The organism is Priestia sp. YIM B13551 (assembly GCF_042787905.1).
In the GTDB taxonomy this organism is placed as follows: Bacteria; Bacillota; Bacilli; order Bacillales; family Bacillaceae_H; genus Priestia.
The window spans coordinates 146,809-164,115 of record NZ_JBHZOX010000006.1 but is presented as its reverse complement, the minus strand read 5'-3'; the positions used below and the strand labels follow the sequence as shown (position 1 = coordinate 164,115).

The window sequence follows — 17,307 nt, the reverse complement described above, 5'->3', positions numbered from 1 at the left end:
CTTTAATTCACTATCTTTTCCCCGCCATATAATTCATACTCATAAGAGCCTGTGAATTTTTCACCCGAAAAATCCACTACAGTTATAAACCGAATGGATGGATAATCTTCTCTTATTTGATTGTAAATCTCATCCTTCGAAGAATAATGTTTATGACCGAGATATCCTGGCGTAGATTTGAGATGTATCTCTCCTCTACCGTTGTCTAATTCATAAACCGTATAATACAGCTTTCTCACATTCTTAGCGGAGTCTTTATAACGAAAACGATAGCAGTTATCTACTACATACGTTTCAATACCGTACTTCTCTAATTGTTCAATGTTTTGCTCCATAGGAAGCCCAATCCAACTAGCTACAAGATGTTGATAAAAATATAAGTCCGCTTCGTAATTCATGGATATTTTAACCGCTTCCAATAAATCCTCTGTTGGTATTACTCTTTTAGGATGATAACTTTCCTGCATATAATACATAATAATTCTCTCCCCAATATTATATTTCTATATATAAATACATCATTTTTTCTTTTTCTTTTTACGTGGTAAACCGTATTTATCAGATTGTGCTAGACAACCTTTTGTAACTTTTCTTAAGTCTGCATCTGACATTTTTATTCTAATTGCCATGTGAATCGCCTCCTGATTCCCCAGTATGTCCAATATAAAAAATATTATACATACTCTCCCCTACCCTTTCATATCTTGTTAAAAGTGTTAGACACTTAGAAAGTGTCGTAGACTTAAAGTTTGATTTTTGGAGGGAAAACGAATGGGTGAGGTAAGAGAGAGGAAGGTCAGAAGTGATAAAAAAATTTCAATCAAACCAACTATCGATCTCGAACTTTATGAATGTGTTTCACGAATCCATTACATTACAACTACACCGCTTAAAGATGTTGGCGAATTAATCTGTAAAAAAGGATTATATTCTAAGAAAGTAATGGATCATTTATCGAAGTATTTCCGAAAAAACATTACGTGTAATGGCATAGCTTATATTGGTGATCCAACACTCATGTCCGAAAGGTCGAAGAAGAGAAAAGCTAGTGAAACAACAAGAATTGATATTCGCTTTACTCAAAAAGTTGCTGAACAAATTAAGGACTTAGCCTATGCTCTTGATCGCACCCCTTCAACTGCAGTTGCAATGCTTTTAGAAGCTTCCATTAAAAATACCGACGTTGTTGAAGAATATATCGGTAGCTTTGTGGAAGAGGTACTCGATAAAAACCGCAAAAAACAACTTAAAGAGGTTCTCCACTATATAAATAATGACAATCCATATAAGAGCGAAGATGAAATTTTAACCTTCTCACAGCTAATTAGTCATATCTTAGACGATGCTATAGATAAAACAGTTAACGCAAGAATTGCGATTAGTGATTGGCTCGATAGAATGGTGGATGATGATGGAGAAGATTAATGACTCGTCTTCTCTCTTCCCCAATACTTATCAGGGCCTTGTAATAATTCTTCGATGCACTGTTCAAATTCACCATCTTTTATGATTCTTCTAAATGAAACGGATTCAAAGTCTTGAATTCGGCCATCCTCATGTTTCCAGCATGTCCACCATTCGTCTCCTGCATTCACTTGATTTACAAATAATAGCTGTTTATATGCAAAAGCGGTACGAATAGACCAATTTTCTTGAGCAAATTTTTCTTTTAATTCTTCAATCGTTTGTACTATTGTTAAAAGGTAAGGCGAATCAATGTCATAGGAGACATCATCTTCAAAATCAACCCCACCAATTTTAAGCCAAGGATTCTGTTGGCATTTTCTGAATACTTCCTGCTCTGTATAATAAGGTGCCTCTAAAATGAAATTATTCATAACAACTCCTCCTACATAATAAAAAGAGAGTAGGAATCTACTCTCTTTCAGATACTTGTTTCTATTTTTTTTGCTTCACTTAATATATAGTCTAAGTTAACTTCTCTTTGTCTAGAGTCCCTCATATCGTGTAAATTATATTGCACAGCAAGAGCTGCTTCATAATCATTTTGTAATAGCTTTATTTCCCTCTTCGTTGAAAATCTAATAAGATGAAGTGTAATAGTGATAAAGGGAAACAAAAACAGAACCAGTGTGAAGTGTACAGGTGGTATTAATGAAAAAATGATATCAGGAACTGTAAGCATCCAACTAAATACAAGAGCTACAAATGAACCCTCAATAAATTTTTGATTTCTCTGGGTACGGTAAGATAACCCCCTTAAATATTGAGTATTTTTCTCTAAATCTGCTAATATTTGATCTAAGTCTAATGGCGATTGGTTTTTATTTATATCAATCATACTAATCACTCCTACCAATATCTGATTTTAATCCTTTTAGATTTAGGTGTAAATTAGATTAGTGAAAATTCCTATGAAAAAAGAGCAGGGAATCCCTACTCTTCCTTGAACCCCCATTTAGCAGTAAAAAGAAGTACATTCTTGAAATCTTTCAAATGTGACTCTTCTTCGTCTAGTTCATCAAGAATTTTTATCCCTTCTGTTGCATGAGTGATTTTAAGCCAACACTTGTCCCACTCATCATCATCCATACTAAAGTTATCAGAATTAAGTTCAACAGGTTCCGTGAACTCTTTGAGTCTATGTTGATAGTAATTGCAAGTTGCTGCAAAAAATTCATTAGAAAGGATTAAAGCCACTGGACCATATCCGAAAGAAATTGTATCAGAAGTCCAGTCTGAGAATCCATCCATCATATAAACACCGTAACCTTCTTCCTCACTACAGTCCTGAAGGATAATTAACTCATTTCTTCTATCTTCCGTTTCAACGCCACCTGCATATAGGTGACGTTCATCAATAACTTTCCCCATTATTTATTCCTCCCCTAACCATTCAACTTCATTCATTGGCATATCAAAGTAATTAACCTTATCATCTGGATCAACTGAAAATACATCTGGTGAAGTACCAGGGAACTTTTCTTTAAAAATGTTATAAGCGATTCCTTCTGCCTCTAATCCATAAGCTTGGTCTGTTACTACTTTTGATTCAACAAGGATTTCACCTAATGAAGTAGCAGAGGCTTGATGAACTTCTGTACTAATCACTTCATCATTTCTTGTCCAGTTTTCGCAATCGTCAAAGTAGCAATCAAAGTTTGTTTCTAGACAGATAACAGGGTAGTCATCATAACCAATTAATGTTTCCACTTTAGTTTTAGGATCAATATGGAAAATCTCTGTTGCTAAAGCTGGACCAATAACAGTGTCATATCTACGGTATGGTGCTGTTTGTGTGTCAAGACCTTGTTCGAATTCCGGTAAACTATTCAGAAACGCTCTTAATGGCTCAACATGGTCTTTGTGGATGATCATACAAACCTGTGGAATTAGATAGTGCTCGTCCTCCCACACATCAAAAATCTTATAGTCGCTTTTATTGTCATCAGCGTCTGTAAATTCGCCTGCTTTCGGTAAGTAAATATTGTCTTTAATAAATTGAAGTTTTGAAGTTGTAACCATCTATATCTCTCCCTTTTTAACGTTGATATGTGTAAATTCTTACGCAAAACTGTTCTGCTGCATCTTCGAGTATTTTCTTAACAGCACTCCACTCTCCACCTGCAAGATTACATCCCATATATTTAGGAACACCCAGTTTTAAATTTGTTAAAGAACCAATTCTATTTTGCAGATCCTCTAAGTAGCTGAACAAAGCAGCGTGCAATGCTCCATAATTGGTTTGTTGCTCGTCTCTCCCATAACGGAACTGTCCGTATAAGTTAACTACCTCAATCATTTTGTTCTGTAGTGATAAAACATTTGCATAAGTAAAGTTACCAAGCTTTTCTTCGGGTTTAAGAGGTGAATTGATATCCGCTAAATAAGCTTCTTTATATAATTCCGCTATTTGCTTAGCAAGACCGGCACCCATTTTCCCCTGACAATTGGCTTGGTGGAACATTACATCACAATCACTCTTCAGCAAATCACCTTTTACATCAATAACTAAGCCTAAAGGATTTATTCTTTTAATGGATTTACCTTTTCTCTCTGCATAGGCAACACAATTAGCGGTACCACCTTTACCGGAACCGTTATAAACAGCGATTAATTCATCACAAGTATCTACCAAGTATTCGTTACGTCTTTGCATGAGATAAGGTTTGTAATTTTTTTCGGTACTGGTGTATGTAGTGAAATCAGCTTGGTCTGTTATCTCATTCCAAACTTTTTGTGATTCTTCTGGCCATAATCGCTCTTGTCCAAAGAACGGTATAGCTGCTTCCAAAGCAACAGAAAAACCCTGATTTTTTAATTTAAGAGCAACTTTTGCAAAGATTTGATCTGCGCCTAAAGCCATTCCGCTTATAGCGATGATTCTCTTACCCTGTTTCAAATGGGAAAGTAGATATTCTCGTAGTTTCATTGCAATCGTTAAATTGATCGGGCTCATAAAATCATACCCGCCAATATCTTTTGGTCTATGACCTGTTAAAGCAATTCGAAATGTTTGTTTTGTATTCAAAAACTAACTCCTCCTTTTAAATCAAAAAGAGAAAAGGCGGCAGCCTTTTTGTTTCTTCTTGTGTAGAAACCGTACATATGTTCTTATTTAAACATTATAAAACAAATAGGACGGAAGTAAAACCGTCCCATTGTGCATGTGTATTAAGCTGTATATTGGTGTTTATTAGCTTCAATCTTGTTCCAAATTTCCTTATTGATACGCTTAGGAATAGTAATTGAATTAATAATGAAGTCTTTCTGATTTCGTTGCCAATTCATCTTGCCCTTAATTCCTACCTTGAGAAGCATACCAGCTACTAAACCCTCTTTAACCTGCTCATAATGCGTCGGGAACAGTGTTAAACTACGTTCACCTTCTAATGTATCTACCTTTAAGAATGCCATGTTATCGCCTTTCTTAGTACGTATAACGCGTGCTTCTACAAGAGATACCATAGTAAAGTGAGTAGCGTCATCTAATCCTTCCCAATCCGTAGGCTCTGCTATCCTTGAAAGAACATGACCTGTTACATATAAACCAAGCACTTCACGTTCTTTTTCGAATTTTAAGCGGTCAGAATACTTAGTGATGGCTTCAATAAGTTCCTTATCTGGTGCTTCTCCACGGAGATTAAGCAAATAGGCCATGTGTTCAAAGCGATTATTCGTAATACCATCTAATAACGTATCGAAGGTACCGCTATAACATAATGCAGTTAAAGCCTTCTTATTCATATTCTTCTTAGGAATACGTTCTAATACGTCTTCAACAGAAGTAAATGAACCACCGACTTGTTTATAATCAATGATTGTAGAAGGCTCATTTTCCTCAGTTAATTCAACTAGATTACCTTCTTCATCACGAAATAGAGGTATATCTCTAACTTTACGTTCTTCAAGAATCGCTTCTACTGTAGCAACTCCTAGACCTTTAATAGCACCTAGACCAAAGCGGATCGCTCTTTCACCATCAATTCTAAAACCTTCTTCAGAGCGGTTAATATCTGGTGGCAATACTTCCATTCCCATATCTCTTGCTACTTTTGCATACTTAATTACCTTGTCTTCTTCTGTATAGAAAACTTGAAGTACAGCAGTCATGTATTCAATAGGATAATTTGCTTTAAGATAAGCAGTTTGATACGCAATAAATGCATAGCAAGCGGCATGAGATAAGTTAAAGCCATAACCGGCGAATGGACGAATATCGTTACTTACTTTTTCAGCAATATCAGAAGGTATATTATTAGCAATCATTCGAGAATATAACTCTTTTAGAGCTGGCTCTAAGATTTCTACTTTCTTTTTCGGATGTTATTAACCTGTAGCTTTTTATCTACAGCTCTGGAGGTTTCCCTCATTTTCATCGGTTGGTCAATTCCAACCCAGCCTAGCATACATTTTTACCCTTCTACTTTCGTAGCGTGGAAGATAGCGGGCACTCTTGGAGGGATTATTGCTTCCATTTCGCTCACCCTCTATGCGTTACGGTACTGACTGGTGAATCAGTTACCTCGGTATTAACATATTGTAATAAATGCATATTGTCTTCGAATTTTTGTTTTTTTCGTGTTAAATAGATATTGGCATCCTTGTATAAGTAATTATATAAGTTAAACAAATCTTTCTTTCTTGAAATGCTTATAAAACTTACACCTGGCTTGTCGTATACTTTTGTTTTACTTATGCCTATTGATTCAATTAAACGTTGTTGAAATTGTGCACATGCTAAGTGTGTACCGTAAAAAGCTGCTCTGAGAACAGGTTTCCCTCTTACCATAGTAACAAAAATACTGCCATCTCCATCAAACAAACCCCTAAATAAATGGGGTACTAAATCTTCTCTTATTTGAGGGATATATGTAATATTTGTTTTATTGGGTACAACACCGTATTTTTCAAGATCTTCAACCATTTCCGAGCAATGAAATCGTATATAGGCTTCTTTTCGATTTGACACTTTTACTTTTTCGTATTCAAAGCCTAATAAAAGTGCAAAATAATCTAGGATATACTTATCTTTTTCCTGAATCATAATTCCAATTGATGTTTTATTACTATGAACGACAATAGAACCATCAGTTATCATAAATCCTAGGTAATAAGCCTTTTCTTCTGAATCAATAGTTTTAAAGAAATTAGGAACCTTTATAGCAGCTGGTATCCCCCCTGCTCTAAGTTGCTCTCCATGTCTTCGAACAATATTTGCTACAGTGTTAGCATCCACACCATATTCAGAGCCAACATCAGCAGTAGTCCGGCCTTCTAAATAAGCTTTTACAATTTCTTTTTCTGTATCGTCATTAAATATTCGACGGTCATTTCTAGCTTTCAAGCCCATCTTTACAAGGTTTCTACCCACAGTACCATCATGTATGCCCATCTGGTTTGCAATTTGAACTGTATTATAGCCTTCCTCAAAAAGATTAAGAATTTGTTGTTTTTGTTCATCATTTAAAGCTCTTCCAGCTGGTTTTATTCCATTTCTTTTTAATACACGACCCACGATATTATCATTTAAGCCTAATTCTTCTCCAATTCGAATTGTATTTAATCCATTTTTATGAAGTTGTAAAATCTTAAGATCACGTTCTCTATAAAGTCTCTCGTATTTTTCTTTAGGAAAGCCCATTCTTGTCCTCCTTTAGAATCAATACGCATTATTACAATTTAGTCTTCACCGATTTTGTCCGCTCATATACTAATAGGTTCACCACTTCCCTATTAGACGGCAATTAATTTACCAACAGCCTTACGAAGTACGTCCGCTTCCCCCATGCTGTATCCAGCCATTTGTTTACTGATCTCCATCACCTGCTCTTGATAAACCAAGAAACCATAAGTAACAGCAGTAATACTATCGTAAATAGGATGAATTTTAGGAACTTCCTCATGTCCGTTCTTTCTAGCTATATAACCCGGAATTTTCTCCATAGGCCCCGGACGATAAAGCGCAACACCGGCAACTAAATCATCGAAGTTAACACTATTCATACCAGCAAACATTTTCTTCATTCCATCTGATTCAACCTGGAATAAAGCATCTGTTTCCCCACGACGAATCATTTCGAAAGTAGCATGGTCATCAGGAATAAGATTATCAACATCGATCAAGTAACCGTGTCGTTTCTCAACCATGCGACGGCATATTTCTACTACTGATAAGTTTTTAAGCCCTAAGAAATCGAACTTAATGTATCCTTTAGCTTCTAGCGTTGGACCATCATAACCAGCTACACGTTCATCTTCTTTACCACGAATAAGAGCAACCTCTTCTGTGATTGGGTCTGGTGTAATAAGCATTCCACAAGCATGTACGCCTTGTGTACGGGGCATACTTTCTACTTCTAGTGCTAACTCAAATAAGCGTGGATATCTTTTAGAATAGTCTTGTACTTCCCTTATCTCTTCAAGAGCCTCAGAAATAGGCATAACTTTACCTTGATGAGAAGGAATATGTTTGTTTAAGGCATTGATTTCATTGTGGTCAATACCTAAAGCTCTACCAATATCCTTTAATGCTGATTTAGTTGATAGCGTTCCAAACGTTGCAATTTGAGCTACCTTGTCCGCGCCATACTTCTTTGTTACGTATTCAATTACTTCATGACGTCTTAAGTAATCAAAGTCAGTATCAATATCAGGGAAGCCAGGGCGTTCAGGGTTAATGAAACGTTCAAATAGTAGGTTGTATCTGATAGGATCTAAGTTTGTTATACCTGTTACATAAGCAACTAAAGAACCTGCAGCTGATCCACGACCAGGGCCCACAAGAATACCGTTACGTTTTGCAAAATTGATATAATCCCATACGATTAGCATATAGGCACTAATTTTCTTCTTAGCAATAACGCTCAATTCGTAGTCCAATCGCTTTTTATAGGTACTAAATAATTGATAAAAATTCCTACCAATAAATTGTCCTTCAGCAAGCTTCTCCATTAGCCCCTTATTCGCAATGTATGATAAATAAGTATCAAAATCATAATCTTTTGGAACTTCAAATTCAGGATACTTAATATCTCCAGCGTCTAAATTTACATGACAAGAATGAGCAATCTTATAAGCATTCTCTAACGCTTCTGGAGGCATACCCATTTGTAACATCTCTTCAGCAGAATAAAAGATACAATGCTCGTACACATCGATATCAGATTCATCGTCGTCTTTACCTTTATTAATAGAGGTAATAGCTTTATGAACAGGACGATCTTCTGGACGTAGCATATGTGCATCAGAGGTAGCAACTAATGGAACACCTAATTCCTTTGACCATTCCATTAAAATACGATTAACAAATTGTTGATCTTCCATTGTGCTAGGTTGTATTTCTAAATAGAATTCATCAAAGCAACGCTGATAGAATTTAATGTGGTTTTTAGCTACGCGGAACTTACCTTTACGAATTAATTGAGGGATAGTACCACCTAAGCAACTGCTAGTAGCAATAATACCTTTTCCATACTTTTTAATATCGCCATAGTCCACGCGCGGTTTCCCATAGAACCCTTCAATTGAACCTATAGTTGTTAACTTAAGAAGGTTTTTGTAACCTTCATTGTTTTTTGCAATCATAAGTAAGTGAGCTATTCTAGGTGACCATTCAAATAAACGCTTCTGTCGGTCATCTTGCTTACCAGACAAATGCCAACGGTGTGATTTTTTAAGTGAATTAAAATACTCTGGGTCTTTATCATGTAATGCAGCTAAAAAGGCAATATGTTCAGGTTTACTTGCTTTGCCTCTTGTAAAAGAATCCTTTTGTTTCTTTTCAAATGCCACATAACCTTCATTTTTTAAGGCTTCTAGTTCTTCTTTAGTTCTATAAGCAACATCTGTGTAGTTGATTCTATCAAAATCTGCTTTTTTCCACTCTTTTTTAGGAGAAATATACCCTTCCATCCCTAAAACCGGGTGCAAACCTGCTTTTTTACACTTTTGATAAAACTGAATGTGAGCAAAACATGTTCCATGATCACTCACACCAATCGTATCCATGCCAAACTCTTTTGCTAACTTTATCATTGGATCTATTCGACAGAATCCATCCAACAAACTTCCTTCAGGTGTATGAAGGTGAAGGTGTGCGAAAGGTACGGTCATAAAGCAACCTCCCCTTTATTTAGTAACTACCCCAAGTTGTTCTTGGTTTCCCTAAGTGATCGCTAGTACGTTCAATTTCATGCATAAAACGTTTGATATGTTCTAAACCGTCTTGCACTTGCTTTTGATGTGTATCAATACGGTGAGCGATTGTACGAACATGATGTGGTTGAGGTGGGTGAGGTGAATTTGACATTTCAATCAATTCTTTCTCAATAGCATCGAAGCCTGTTACTGCTGAGTTTAAAATATCAACAGCAAACGCCGCCTTATCCGCTGTGTGTTCAATTTTCATGGCTGCATGTTTTGTTGGTGAAGTACTCCAATCAGTCATATAATTTGGTGTGCTTCCAACTGGTGGTGTGAAATCGTTGTATCCCATAATAGTGCCCCCTTAAGCCTGAAACTTATCTGTTAATGCATCGATTGTATCTGTAAGTCTGTCGATGTCATCTGTTTTTTCGTCGATTTCGTCCGTTAATTTATCAACATCTTTAATGTTCTTTTGAACTTCATTTAAGTTGTCGATAGCGCCTAATACCTTAGACATAACTTCTTGAGCAATAGATTGAACCAATACTTGAACATGATCCGGTGCATTTAAACCTACTTGCTCAACTAAACGGTCAATTAATGGCTTGATTTGAGATAATGTTCTTGTTGAACTTGTTAACTCACGGCCACAGCTATTAAGCTCTGAATCGATACGAACTAATAAGTTATCAATCTCGTTTTGAGTGATAGCATCAATTTTGTGAATTACTTTATCAATTTCATTGCCTTTTTCACGCATTTTTCGGTTGCTTTTGAACATTTGAATATCCTCCTGATGATGTTTCTTCATGATGAATGTAAAAGCGGGATAACAGTAACCCCGCTCCTTATTTTGTAATTAAGAAAGGGCTGGAACTGTTACTCCGTCGATTACTCTGAAGGATAATTGATAACCTCTAGAAGCAACTACGTAAGACGCAAGTTCTGTCATAATATAAGCGGTATAGTCAGCTTTGTATTCTACAAGATCTTCAATACCACGCTCTGCTGCTTTTGCATAGAAATCGTCTCTAAAGCCAATTTCATAGTAAATGATAGCGGTATGATTGATGTCGAAAATATCTTTGATGTCGCCATCTTCAACGATGTCGTCAACCATTTCGTCAAGAATATCTTGAATATCCGTTTCAAAGAACTCTTCTTCTGTATCTTCTTCATCTTCTTGGTATTGCTCTTCTACCTGCTCACGAATTAGAGAAGTTAGATTTTGTAGAGTTACTTGCCCACGAATTAGTTCGCCAAGATCAACAGCATCTTCAATAGGCTCAGCTGTAGCTGTGTAATCAAAGAAACGAGCACGAATACTTTCAGTTAACTCTTGTTGTTGAACTTGTTCACGGATTTGTTCAGATAGCTTCTTAGCAGTGATTTGGTTAGACAGAAGTTGAGATAGAGAAGATACTTCTTCTTCATTCACTTTCTCTTCCTCTTCCTTGCTCTCTGCACCAATAGCCTCAAAAATTGTATCCGCTAGCTTACCTAGTAATACTCTTGTTACCTCTTCATAAATTTCTTGTCCTTGAGGGTGAACTTCAAGAAGTTGTAGGATAAATTGTTGTTGTTCTGCATCTGCTCTTGATACTGCATCTGCAATTGCTTCGATGTACTCTTTTGATAAAGCTGCCATGTTGACATTCCTCCTGGGGTAATCAGTGTGTTTGTGTTGATGATACTGGTTTTACATATTGTTCAATACCTGCAATATCAAACACATGAAGCTCCACTCTAGTTGAGAAATGTTTAATTACATTGATGATGTCTTCTTGTGTTTTCAATTTACTTAGGTCTAAGATGTACTTACTTCCTCCAAAGAAGAACTCTTGTACATTAGGTGTTACTTCTTTATCTGATTGAACCAACTCTTCTGGTTCAAGGATTTCTAAAATCAAAGGTTCCATCTCCTCATGTTGACAATGACTTTTGTGATCTATTAGGTTACCGACTATCATCTGTTGTGTTAGTCATACGTTAATCTGTAAGAATCAGTAACCTAAATGGATGACAAAAACCTATGTTTATGACAAACCTTAATCAATACATACACTTTTGGTTAGTTGTCGAGTTGACTTAGATCAAAGGTATACCTACCCTACAAGAGAAAAACATAGTTCTTGCAGGACAGGATAGATATATGACATGCACTTTTGTGTAAGTGTCTGAGATAGTATGAGTCACCGCTGTTTATACAAAGTTTCCTTTCAAGCGAACACATATCAACCCTGCCCAATATGTTTAGTTCACCTGCTACGCTTCCGGAGAAGCCAGGATTCCAACCCGACCTTTTTTGCAAGAGGTAGCCGTCACCTCCTAAGACTCCTTTTCCATGACCAACAGCGGTAATTCACTTGACTAATGAAAAGTACGCTGATTTTATGCAGTGGCTCAGCTAACCTAACCTGTATATTTCGAGTCGTTTTCAGGGCGTACCGACTATTATTCGTTTTAAGACTTTATAAAAACAACCATTTAGCAATGAAAAGTCAATAGGTCAGGAGAAAATAATTATTAAGAGCAACATTTATTTAGCAGAGTCAAATACTCCATCTTTTAATACAATGTCGATAATTTCTTTTAAGGTATTGGGAAGCGGTGCGATTTCATTATTGAAACCATCTTTTGCACTAGGGGAACCTCCGACATATTTAGGGCCCTTTGTAATCTCACCAGTCTCATAAAATAATTCTGCTTTTTCTACATTCCCTGGTACTATCACTAAGGTCTTAAATTGTTGAGAGGAAGGTAGTGTTCCTTGTTTAGTGTAGAAATAAATTGTTAAGCGTTTCCTTGAACCATTAGGACTATTAAGCAAGTATTCAACATTAAGTTGTTCTGCAATTGCCTTTGCGATTGGTTCAACTAATTCAAAAATCCACTGAGGCGCATGTAAACCCACAGCATCCCTTTTACGGTCTCTCCATTGTTGAAGTTGTTCTTCTAGCATTGCTATTTCAACATCAGCTCTAGATTCAGCTTCCCTAGCTTCCTTCCAACTTTTAAGATAATTACTTTTAATTTGGTCTAACATAATAATTCCTCCTTAATAAAAAAAGGAAGACGTCATTTAAACGTCTTCCTCATCTCTAGTTGAGTGTTAAATTATGCTACTTCTTCGTGTTTGTAAGAGGCAGGTAAGATTCCTTTGCTGATTAGTAGGTCAGCATCAGCTTGTGTGTTTGGTACATATCCTTTTTCAAGAGAGCTAGTAATTGTTTTGCCATTAGCTGTCCAGCATTGTACAATTCCCCAGATTCCAATAGTAATAGGATTTAAGAATACCCATTTTGCTACTTCAGACCATTGACCTCTGAACATTGCAACCCATCCACCGAAGAAGAATGTTGTCCAACTAAAGCCAACCTTATGTTGTTTAATCACCTGTGATTGTTTGTGTGTTAATGTAACTTGTGCCATGTTTACTCCTCCAAAAATACATTTATTTTTATATGTAATTCAGTAACCTGATTACCTTACAATTTTTCGCTCACAAAATAAGAAGGCGCATACCACGCCTCCCTTAATCTATAACTTATAAATAGATTTCACTAAGACACGAAACGGATCGTTTTCACGAATAATTTTAATAATCCCACCAGCTTTAGATTCAAACGTACATTCCTTTTCTGGTGAGTACAAAACTCCCCGCGCAATTACAATATCTCCTATTTTAGCATGAAGATTGTCCCAAAAGATAGAGGGGATTACAATTAATATTTCTCCTACTTCATCGTCTAATGTTACATAAACAATTCGATCATTTAGATTGTCATGCATTTTCCCCGTATCTACGACATACTTTACTCGTCCACCACATGTAACCTCATCTCGTTGCTTTCCATGCATTTGAAAACTTTGAGAAAATCCAGTAACGTGAGGTTTAAGTGTTTCAATAAATTGCTTAATTTGTTGCGCTCTTTCTTTTTCTGTTAATGGCACACTTTTTCGCCCCTTTCATGAATGTCCATAAGTTGATTAACAAGTGCGTCGGTGACTTTATTAAGTTCTCGTGGTATATGCTTCAACTCAGCATTCGAAAAAGATGTCAACCTTTCTTGCAACTCCTGTACATAATCCTGATAAATGTGTTGATTAGGTAGGTTTTTTAAGTGCTTAACAATGGAATCACAATCTGTTAAAAAGACAATTTTGTCGGCTTTTACTTGGTATTTCTCAACAAATTGCAAAGCTCTAAGTATTCCATTATATTCAGCAAGGGTTGAATTAACCTCTATATTTCCCCCATTGGGAAGGGTGATTCTATCGCCTATAAATTCACCACCATGCTTTATTATTTTTTTATCACCATAGATAGTGAAAGCACTGGCTGATAAAGGTTTAAGATTAGGATCGTGGTTGTTACGCACTCCTCCATCCGAAAAGACAAAAACAGTTTCATATTTAGTTTGAAATATCTTTCTTGTTTTTAAGTCCTCTAATAATGCGCCTACATCATATCCATTTACTTTCAATTGTTTCAATAAAGAATCTTGCTTTGTGGAAATTTCCTTCGCTTTGCTGTGATTACCGCTATTCACATGCTCATAAAACGAAAAAAACAGATGACTAAAATCATTAGCCATCTGCTCATTTATATTAAGCAACACTTGTTTGCTCCCCATTGGTAGCATTAAGGAATCGTTTAATTTCATTTTCTTTATTAAGGAACGTGCGGTAAGTTCCCTTTTGAGTATCAAAGGTCACAGCAAAGTGCGTTAAACCAGGCAATTCTTCATTATCCACCTTAGCGGTAAGAAGAATATTTGCAAAGTTAAACAAGATATTGGCAGCGGTGATATTCGTCATAATGTTTTGCGGATGTGACACGGCTGCTTCATCACAACTTAATTCTGTTGGTAGCTTATCACCTCCTTCAAGTATCTCAGGGAACATTTCAGGTGCAGTAGGTGTACAGAACATACGGTTATTTTCGTAACCAACAAGTGACGAATAAAACGTTTTTCCTGGTGTAAACCCACACACTACTTGTCCATTTAAGAATTCGTTCCCACTGCTTAGTGAATAAACTCCTTTAAGCTTTTGTTTTAGAACTTCAACAGCTTCATGAATAAAAACACGAGTTTTGTTGTTATCGACGCAATCAACAAGAACAGGGATTTGATCATTTTTTAAATCACAAACCGAAAGTACAATATCAACTAGCATTTCAGTACTTGTTACGTATTGATCTAGGTATTGGATATTGGTACTAAAAGCTACGCCGTATCGTGTTGCTAATACTTCAGCTTTGTTCTTATCCAGATCCTTTTCTATGAAGTTTTGTCTATTGAGATTGGATAAACTCACATCATCAGCATCAACAATAATGAGTTTGTGTTCTGGAAGTCGTTCCATTCTACGTAGATTATTTGTAATAGCAATTTGTCTTGCAAGGTTAGGAATGAAGTATCCTCCAGTTCCACCTGCACCTGTAACTACAAACACCTTAGCCATATTGTAAGCGGTGTTTAGCACAAGTGTTGGTTCTAAATTTAATTGCATCATTGACATATTAATTACTCCCTCCTAAATGAAAACTAAAAAAGAAAGGGCGGCAGCCCTCTTTAGTTCTTTTACAACTCTACTGGTCTTACAGCATCTATAGCTGATTCAATAACTTTGCTATAACCTAAACGTGCATATTCTGCAGTAAGATCTAAAATATCATCTACGATATCAAATTTATTTTTCTCATCTTTAAGATCTAGAAATTGAACAATTTCAGCATCTTCAAAATTAGAGTGACTAAATGGTAATCGAGAAGAAGCAGTTCGTTTATATGGATATACATCATCATCAAAAGGTAATTCAGCTTCTAATTGCTCAAGGTGTCCGTTCCGATGTGCCAAATAATCTTTACCCCAATCATATGTCGATTTAAGAGCTACCTCATACTTCTTAGTGTGTTGCTCCATCCATTCTGCTGGATAATCAACTTTAGGAAATGGACCAGGATATAACCCTTCAATCTCCTCAACTAAAGTTTGGTCAGATACGCCTTCTAAATTAGTTTTGATTACCCTTGTTGTAGTTGTAACTACTTGAGGCCAATCAAATAATACAGAAGGACAAATTTTCTTTTTCACATCTCCACATACATAACGAAAAGCAAATGCAGGTTGGTCATTCTTGATATGTCCCCATACTCCATAAAATTGCGTAGAGTTTTCATTTGCATCATCTGTTCCGCTAAAGAATGCATTCATAACATGATGTGAATGTGTTTCAGCCAAAACTGCTAAATTATTACGTAACCAATCTACCATTGGGTCTTTATGAAACTCTGAAAGTCCACTTTGGTTAACTTGACGAGGAACGTATACAACTAACTGACCGTCTGATAATAATCCCTTAACAGGTGAATCATCTGAATAAGTGAGCGGTAACGTTTTATTATCTTTGTTCCAGAAAAATAAAAGAGAAGCTTCTGTCTTATCTTTATCATAAACATCCAAGTAAAAACTTAATGCCATCTGAAGATACTTGAATGGGATTTTAGGAATAAGTAAATCCGCTCCTTCTTCCATAACTTCTAAACCAGGGATAGGTTTTTTATAAGATTCAATTAGTGTCTTGAAAATTGCTGTAGGTGTTTTCTCTACACGAAATAACCCGTTAGCTGCTGTCACATAATTAATCTTTTTCAAATTGTCTATGTTGTAGTTGGCATCGTAAGCAAGATACCCGGTCACTTGACCTGCTAGTAGATTTGTAAGATTAAGTGTCATGCTGTTCTCCTTGTTATATAGTTTCTAAGAGAAAGTAGTGGAATAAACTAATTTACACTTAAATAAATTAGATTCCCCTAAAATAAACTAAAAAATATCACTTTCTATTTGAAACCAGTAGATTCAAGGAGAATCTAATATAAAGTTTTAGGATAAATTAATTGATTCCCCTAAAATCTGTTTGATTTTGTTAGATTAATTAAAGATACCAGGTAGGTAATTTCTGATAGCACGTTCAACATTTAATGTTCCTGCTTCCTTCAATGTATCAAATGGGTAAACAAATGTTTCTCCATCTTCTCTGCTCTTTTCTAATAGCTGTTTTGTATGAACCATATGATGAACTGCATTTTCAGTTTGAGTAGTCTCACCGTCAGAGCGATTCCATTCAAACTCCTTCACACGGTTCGATGATAAGTCATAGTTAAATGCTTGACTAAAGAATCGAGAAGGCATGTTTTGTATAGATTTAGACGTTGGTACTTGCGGGAAATCTCTCCCCCAACAAATGCCATGACTTACACCTATGTTTGGATACGGTGCGTGGAGTACTTTGTCTTTAACCGAAAGCAACTCATGTTTTAGCACATACATCATAGAATGTGTTAATCTCTTGCTATTGTCATTTGTTAATACCTCAAAGATCCACAAAAGCGGTGGTACAGGAATAGTCATTCTTTGAGGAATACCACCAGTGTTACCCATACTAAATGTAACTTCACGTTCCATAGGAGGTGTTGTAAGTACATAACCTTCATAATGATTTTTGCGATAGTACTTCACTACTCCCCATTGGGATGGAAGAAGCGGTGTTTCCATTGCTTGTTCTTTCATGAACACTTCCTGTAAGGTTTCAACGTTAGTTTCCTTAACCGAAGTTATGCCCTGTTCGTTGACAACAGTTACAGTCACATTCTCAGGCCCCATAAAAATTGTAGTACTTGGTGATGCCATA

At 36.1% G+C, this 17,307-nt stretch carries 21 protein-coding genes; 1 reads left to right on the top strand and 20 read right to left on the bottom strand.

The features are described 5' to 3' along the window. Positions 1–2: 2 nt before the first annotated feature. Complete coding sequence (locus ACFX4N_RS24220) at positions 3–476, bottom strand: hypothetical protein (RefSeq protein ID WP_377262987.1); 474 nt, start codon at positions 474–476, stop codon at positions 3–5. Positions 477–771: 295 nt separating this feature from the next. Between ACFX4N_RS24220 and ACFX4N_RS24215 the strand changes: the two genes are divergently transcribed. After that, positions 772–1,425, top strand: coding sequence for a hypothetical protein (locus ACFX4N_RS24215; RefSeq protein WP_377262984.1), 654 nt, complete (start codon positions 772–774; stop codon positions 1,423–1,425). Here ACFX4N_RS24215 and ACFX4N_RS24210 read toward each other — a convergent pair. The 19 genes from ACFX4N_RS24210 to ACFX4N_RS24120 all read right to left on the bottom strand — a co-directional run bounded on the left by ACFX4N_RS24210 (position 1,422) and on the right by ACFX4N_RS24120 (position 17,306). Then, the gene (locus ACFX4N_RS24210) at positions 1,422–1,838 is read right to left on the bottom strand and encodes a hypothetical protein (RefSeq protein ID WP_377262981.1); all 417 of its coding nucleotides are present in this window, start codon (positions 1,836–1,838) and stop codon (positions 1,422–1,424) included. The two genes, ACFX4N_RS24215 and ACFX4N_RS24210, sit on opposite strands and share 4 nt — an antisense overlap. A gap of 47 nt (positions 1,839–1,885) precedes the next feature. Beyond that, positions 1,886–2,302 carry a hypothetical protein gene (locus ACFX4N_RS24205; RefSeq protein WP_377262978.1) on the bottom strand — a complete coding sequence of 139 codons (417 nt, stop codon included), beginning with the start codon at positions 2,300–2,302 and terminating at the stop codon, positions 1,886–1,888. 95 nt (positions 2,303–2,397) lie between these two features. Beyond that, the gene (locus ACFX4N_RS24200) at positions 2,398–2,835 is read right to left on the bottom strand and encodes a hypothetical protein (RefSeq protein ID WP_377262975.1); all 438 of its coding nucleotides are present in this window, start codon (positions 2,833–2,835) and stop codon (positions 2,398–2,400) included. A 3-nt stretch (positions 2,836–2,838) separates the two neighbouring features. Then, a complete protein-coding gene (locus ACFX4N_RS24195; protein WP_377262972.1) occupies positions 2,839–3,486 on the bottom strand; it encodes a hypothetical protein in 648 nt (215 codons plus the stop codon). A gap of 16 nt (positions 3,487–3,502) precedes the next feature. Continuing rightward, complete coding sequence (locus ACFX4N_RS24190; RefSeq protein WP_377262969.1) at positions 3,503–4,492, bottom strand: SLOG family protein; 990 nt, start codon at positions 4,490–4,492, stop codon at positions 3,503–3,505. A 143-nt stretch (positions 4,493–4,635) separates the two neighbouring features. Next, the gene (locus tag ACFX4N_RS24185) at positions 4,636–5,730 is read right to left on the bottom strand and encodes a helix-hairpin-helix domain-containing protein (protein ID WP_377262967.1); all 1,095 of its coding nucleotides are present in this window, start codon (positions 5,728–5,730) and stop codon (positions 4,636–4,638) included. Positions 5,731–5,944: 214 nt separating this feature from the next. After that, positions 5,945–7,105 carry a COG3415 family protein gene (locus ACFX4N_RS24180; protein ID WP_377262964.1) on the bottom strand — a complete coding sequence of 387 codons (1,161 nt, stop codon included), beginning with the start codon at positions 7,103–7,105 and terminating at the stop codon, positions 5,945–5,947. Between the two features lie 92 nt (positions 7,106–7,197). After that, the gene (gene dnaE / locus ACFX4N_RS24175; RefSeq protein ID WP_377262961.1) at positions 7,198–9,576 is read right to left on the bottom strand and encodes a DNA polymerase III subunit alpha; all 2,379 of its coding nucleotides are present in this window, start codon (positions 9,574–9,576) and stop codon (positions 7,198–7,200) included. Between the two features lie 19 nt (positions 9,577–9,595). Next, entirely contained in the window at positions 9,596–9,958 is a 363-nt protein-coding gene (locus tag ACFX4N_RS24170; protein WP_377262958.1) for a hypothetical protein, read from the bottom strand. A gap of 12 nt (positions 9,959–9,970) precedes the next feature. Beyond that, entirely contained in the window at positions 9,971–10,390 is a 420-nt protein-coding gene (locus tag ACFX4N_RS24165) for a hypothetical protein (protein ID WP_377262956.1), read from the bottom strand. Positions 10,391–10,468: 78 nt separating this feature from the next. Further along, positions 10,469–11,257 carry a hypothetical protein gene (locus ACFX4N_RS24160; protein WP_377262954.1) on the bottom strand — a complete coding sequence of 263 codons (789 nt, stop codon included), beginning with the start codon at positions 11,255–11,257 and terminating at the stop codon, positions 10,469–10,471. A gap of 22 nt (positions 11,258–11,279) precedes the next feature. Then, a complete protein-coding gene (locus tag ACFX4N_RS24155) occupies positions 11,280–11,528 on the bottom strand; it encodes a hypothetical protein (protein WP_377263207.1) in 249 nt (82 codons plus the stop codon). Positions 11,529–12,148: 620 nt separating this feature from the next. Continuing rightward, positions 12,149–12,655: a hypothetical protein gene (locus tag ACFX4N_RS24150; protein ID WP_377262952.1), complete on the bottom strand. Its 507-nt coding sequence runs from the start codon at positions 12,653–12,655 to the stop codon at positions 12,149–12,151. Between the two features lie 71 nt (positions 12,656–12,726). Then, positions 12,727–13,041 (bottom strand): hypothetical protein, encoded by a 315-nt coding sequence (locus tag ACFX4N_RS24145; protein ID WP_377262950.1) that lies wholly within the window; start codon positions 13,039–13,041, stop codon positions 12,727–12,729. A 108-nt stretch (positions 13,042–13,149) separates the two neighbouring features. Beyond that, the gene (locus tag ACFX4N_RS24140; protein ID WP_377262947.1) at positions 13,150–13,563 is read right to left on the bottom strand and encodes a DNA-binding protein; all 414 of its coding nucleotides are present in this window, start codon (positions 13,561–13,563) and stop codon (positions 13,150–13,152) included. Continuing rightward, positions 13,554–14,246 carry a reverse transcriptase-like protein gene (locus tag ACFX4N_RS24135; protein WP_377262944.1) on the bottom strand — a complete coding sequence of 231 codons (693 nt, stop codon included), beginning with the start codon at positions 14,244–14,246 and terminating at the stop codon, positions 13,554–13,556. Before ACFX4N_RS24135 ends, ACFX4N_RS24140 begins: the two co-directional genes overlap by 10 nt. Continuing rightward, positions 14,221–15,135, bottom strand: coding sequence for a ThiF family adenylyltransferase (locus ACFX4N_RS24130; protein ID WP_377262941.1), 915 nt, complete (start codon positions 15,133–15,135; stop codon positions 14,221–14,223). The genes ACFX4N_RS24135 and ACFX4N_RS24130 overlap by 26 nt, the downstream gene beginning before the upstream one ends. 62 nt (positions 15,136–15,197) lie before the next feature. Further along, the gene (locus tag ACFX4N_RS24125) at positions 15,198–16,352 is read right to left on the bottom strand and encodes a hypothetical protein (protein WP_377262938.1); all 1,155 of its coding nucleotides are present in this window, start codon (positions 16,350–16,352) and stop codon (positions 15,198–15,200) included. Between the two features lie 195 nt (positions 16,353–16,547). Next, complete coding sequence (locus ACFX4N_RS24120; RefSeq protein WP_377262935.1) at positions 16,548–17,306, bottom strand: hypothetical protein; 759 nt, start codon at positions 17,304–17,306, stop codon at positions 16,548–16,550. Position 17,307: the final 1 nt, after the last annotated feature.

Excerpts from the sequence above, each read along its gene's own strand:
- ACFX4N_RS24220 (WP_377262987.1), bottom strand. The coding sequence starts at position 476 with ATGTATTATATGCAGGAAAGTTATCATCCTAAAAGAGTAATACCAACA.
- ACFX4N_RS24215 (WP_377262984.1), top strand. The coding sequence starts at position 772 with ATGGGTGAGGTAAGAGAGAGGAAGGTCAGAAGTGATAAAAAAATTTCA.
- ACFX4N_RS24210 (WP_377262981.1), bottom strand. The coding sequence starts at position 1,838 with ATGAATAATTTCATTTTAGAGGCACCTTATTATACAGAGCAGGAAGTA.
- ACFX4N_RS24205 (WP_377262978.1), bottom strand. The coding sequence starts at position 2,302 with ATGATTGATATAAATAAAAACCAATCGCCATTAGACTTAGATCAAATA.
- ACFX4N_RS24200 (WP_377262975.1), bottom strand. The coding sequence starts at position 2,835 with ATGGGGAAAGTTATTGATGAACGTCACCTATATGCAGGTGGCGTTGAA.
- ACFX4N_RS24195 (WP_377262972.1), bottom strand. The coding sequence starts at position 3,486 with ATGGTTACAACTTCAAAACTTCAATTTATTAAAGACAATATTTACTTA.
- ACFX4N_RS24185 (WP_377262967.1), bottom strand. The coding sequence starts at position 5,730 with ATGATTGCTAATAATATACCTTCTGATATTGCTGAAAAAGTAAGTAAC.
- ACFX4N_RS24180 (WP_377262964.1), bottom strand. The coding sequence starts at position 7,105 with ATGGGCTTTCCTAAAGAAAAATACGAGAGACTTTATAGAGAACGTGAT.
- dnaE (WP_377262961.1), bottom strand. The coding sequence starts at position 9,576 with ATGACCGTACCTTTCGCACACCTTCACCTTCATACACCTGAAGGAAGT.
- ACFX4N_RS24170 (WP_377262958.1), bottom strand. The coding sequence starts at position 9,958 with ATGGGATACAACGATTTCACACCACCAGTTGGAAGCACACCAAATTAT.
- ACFX4N_RS24165 (WP_377262956.1), bottom strand. The coding sequence starts at position 10,390 with ATGTTCAAAAGCAACCGAAAAATGCGTGAAAAAGGCAATGAAATTGAT.
- ACFX4N_RS24160 (WP_377262954.1), bottom strand. The coding sequence starts at position 11,257 with ATGGCAGCTTTATCAAAAGAGTACATCGAAGCAATTGCAGATGCAGTA.
- ACFX4N_RS24155 (WP_377263207.1), bottom strand. The coding sequence starts at position 11,528 with ATGGAACCTTTGATTTTAGAAATCCTTGAACCAGAAGAGTTGGTTCAA.
- ACFX4N_RS24150 (WP_377262952.1), bottom strand. The coding sequence starts at position 12,655 with ATGTTAGACCAAATTAAAAGTAATTATCTTAAAAGTTGGAAGGAAGCT.
- ACFX4N_RS24145 (WP_377262950.1), bottom strand. The coding sequence starts at position 13,041 with ATGGCACAAGTTACATTAACACACAAACAATCACAGGTGATTAAACAA.
- ACFX4N_RS24135 (WP_377262944.1), bottom strand. The coding sequence starts at position 14,246 with ATGGGGAGCAAACAAGTGTTGCTTAATATAAATGAGCAGATGGCTAAT.
- ACFX4N_RS24130 (WP_377262941.1), bottom strand. The coding sequence starts at position 15,135 with ATGTCAATGATGCAATTAAATTTAGAACCAACACTTGTGCTAAACACC.
- ACFX4N_RS24125 (WP_377262938.1), bottom strand. The coding sequence starts at position 16,352 with ATGACACTTAATCTTACAAATCTACTAGCAGGTCAAGTGACCGGGTAT.
- ACFX4N_RS24120 (WP_377262935.1), bottom strand. The coding sequence starts at position 17,306 with ATGGCATCACCAAGTACTACAATTTTTATGGGGCCTGAGAATGTGACT.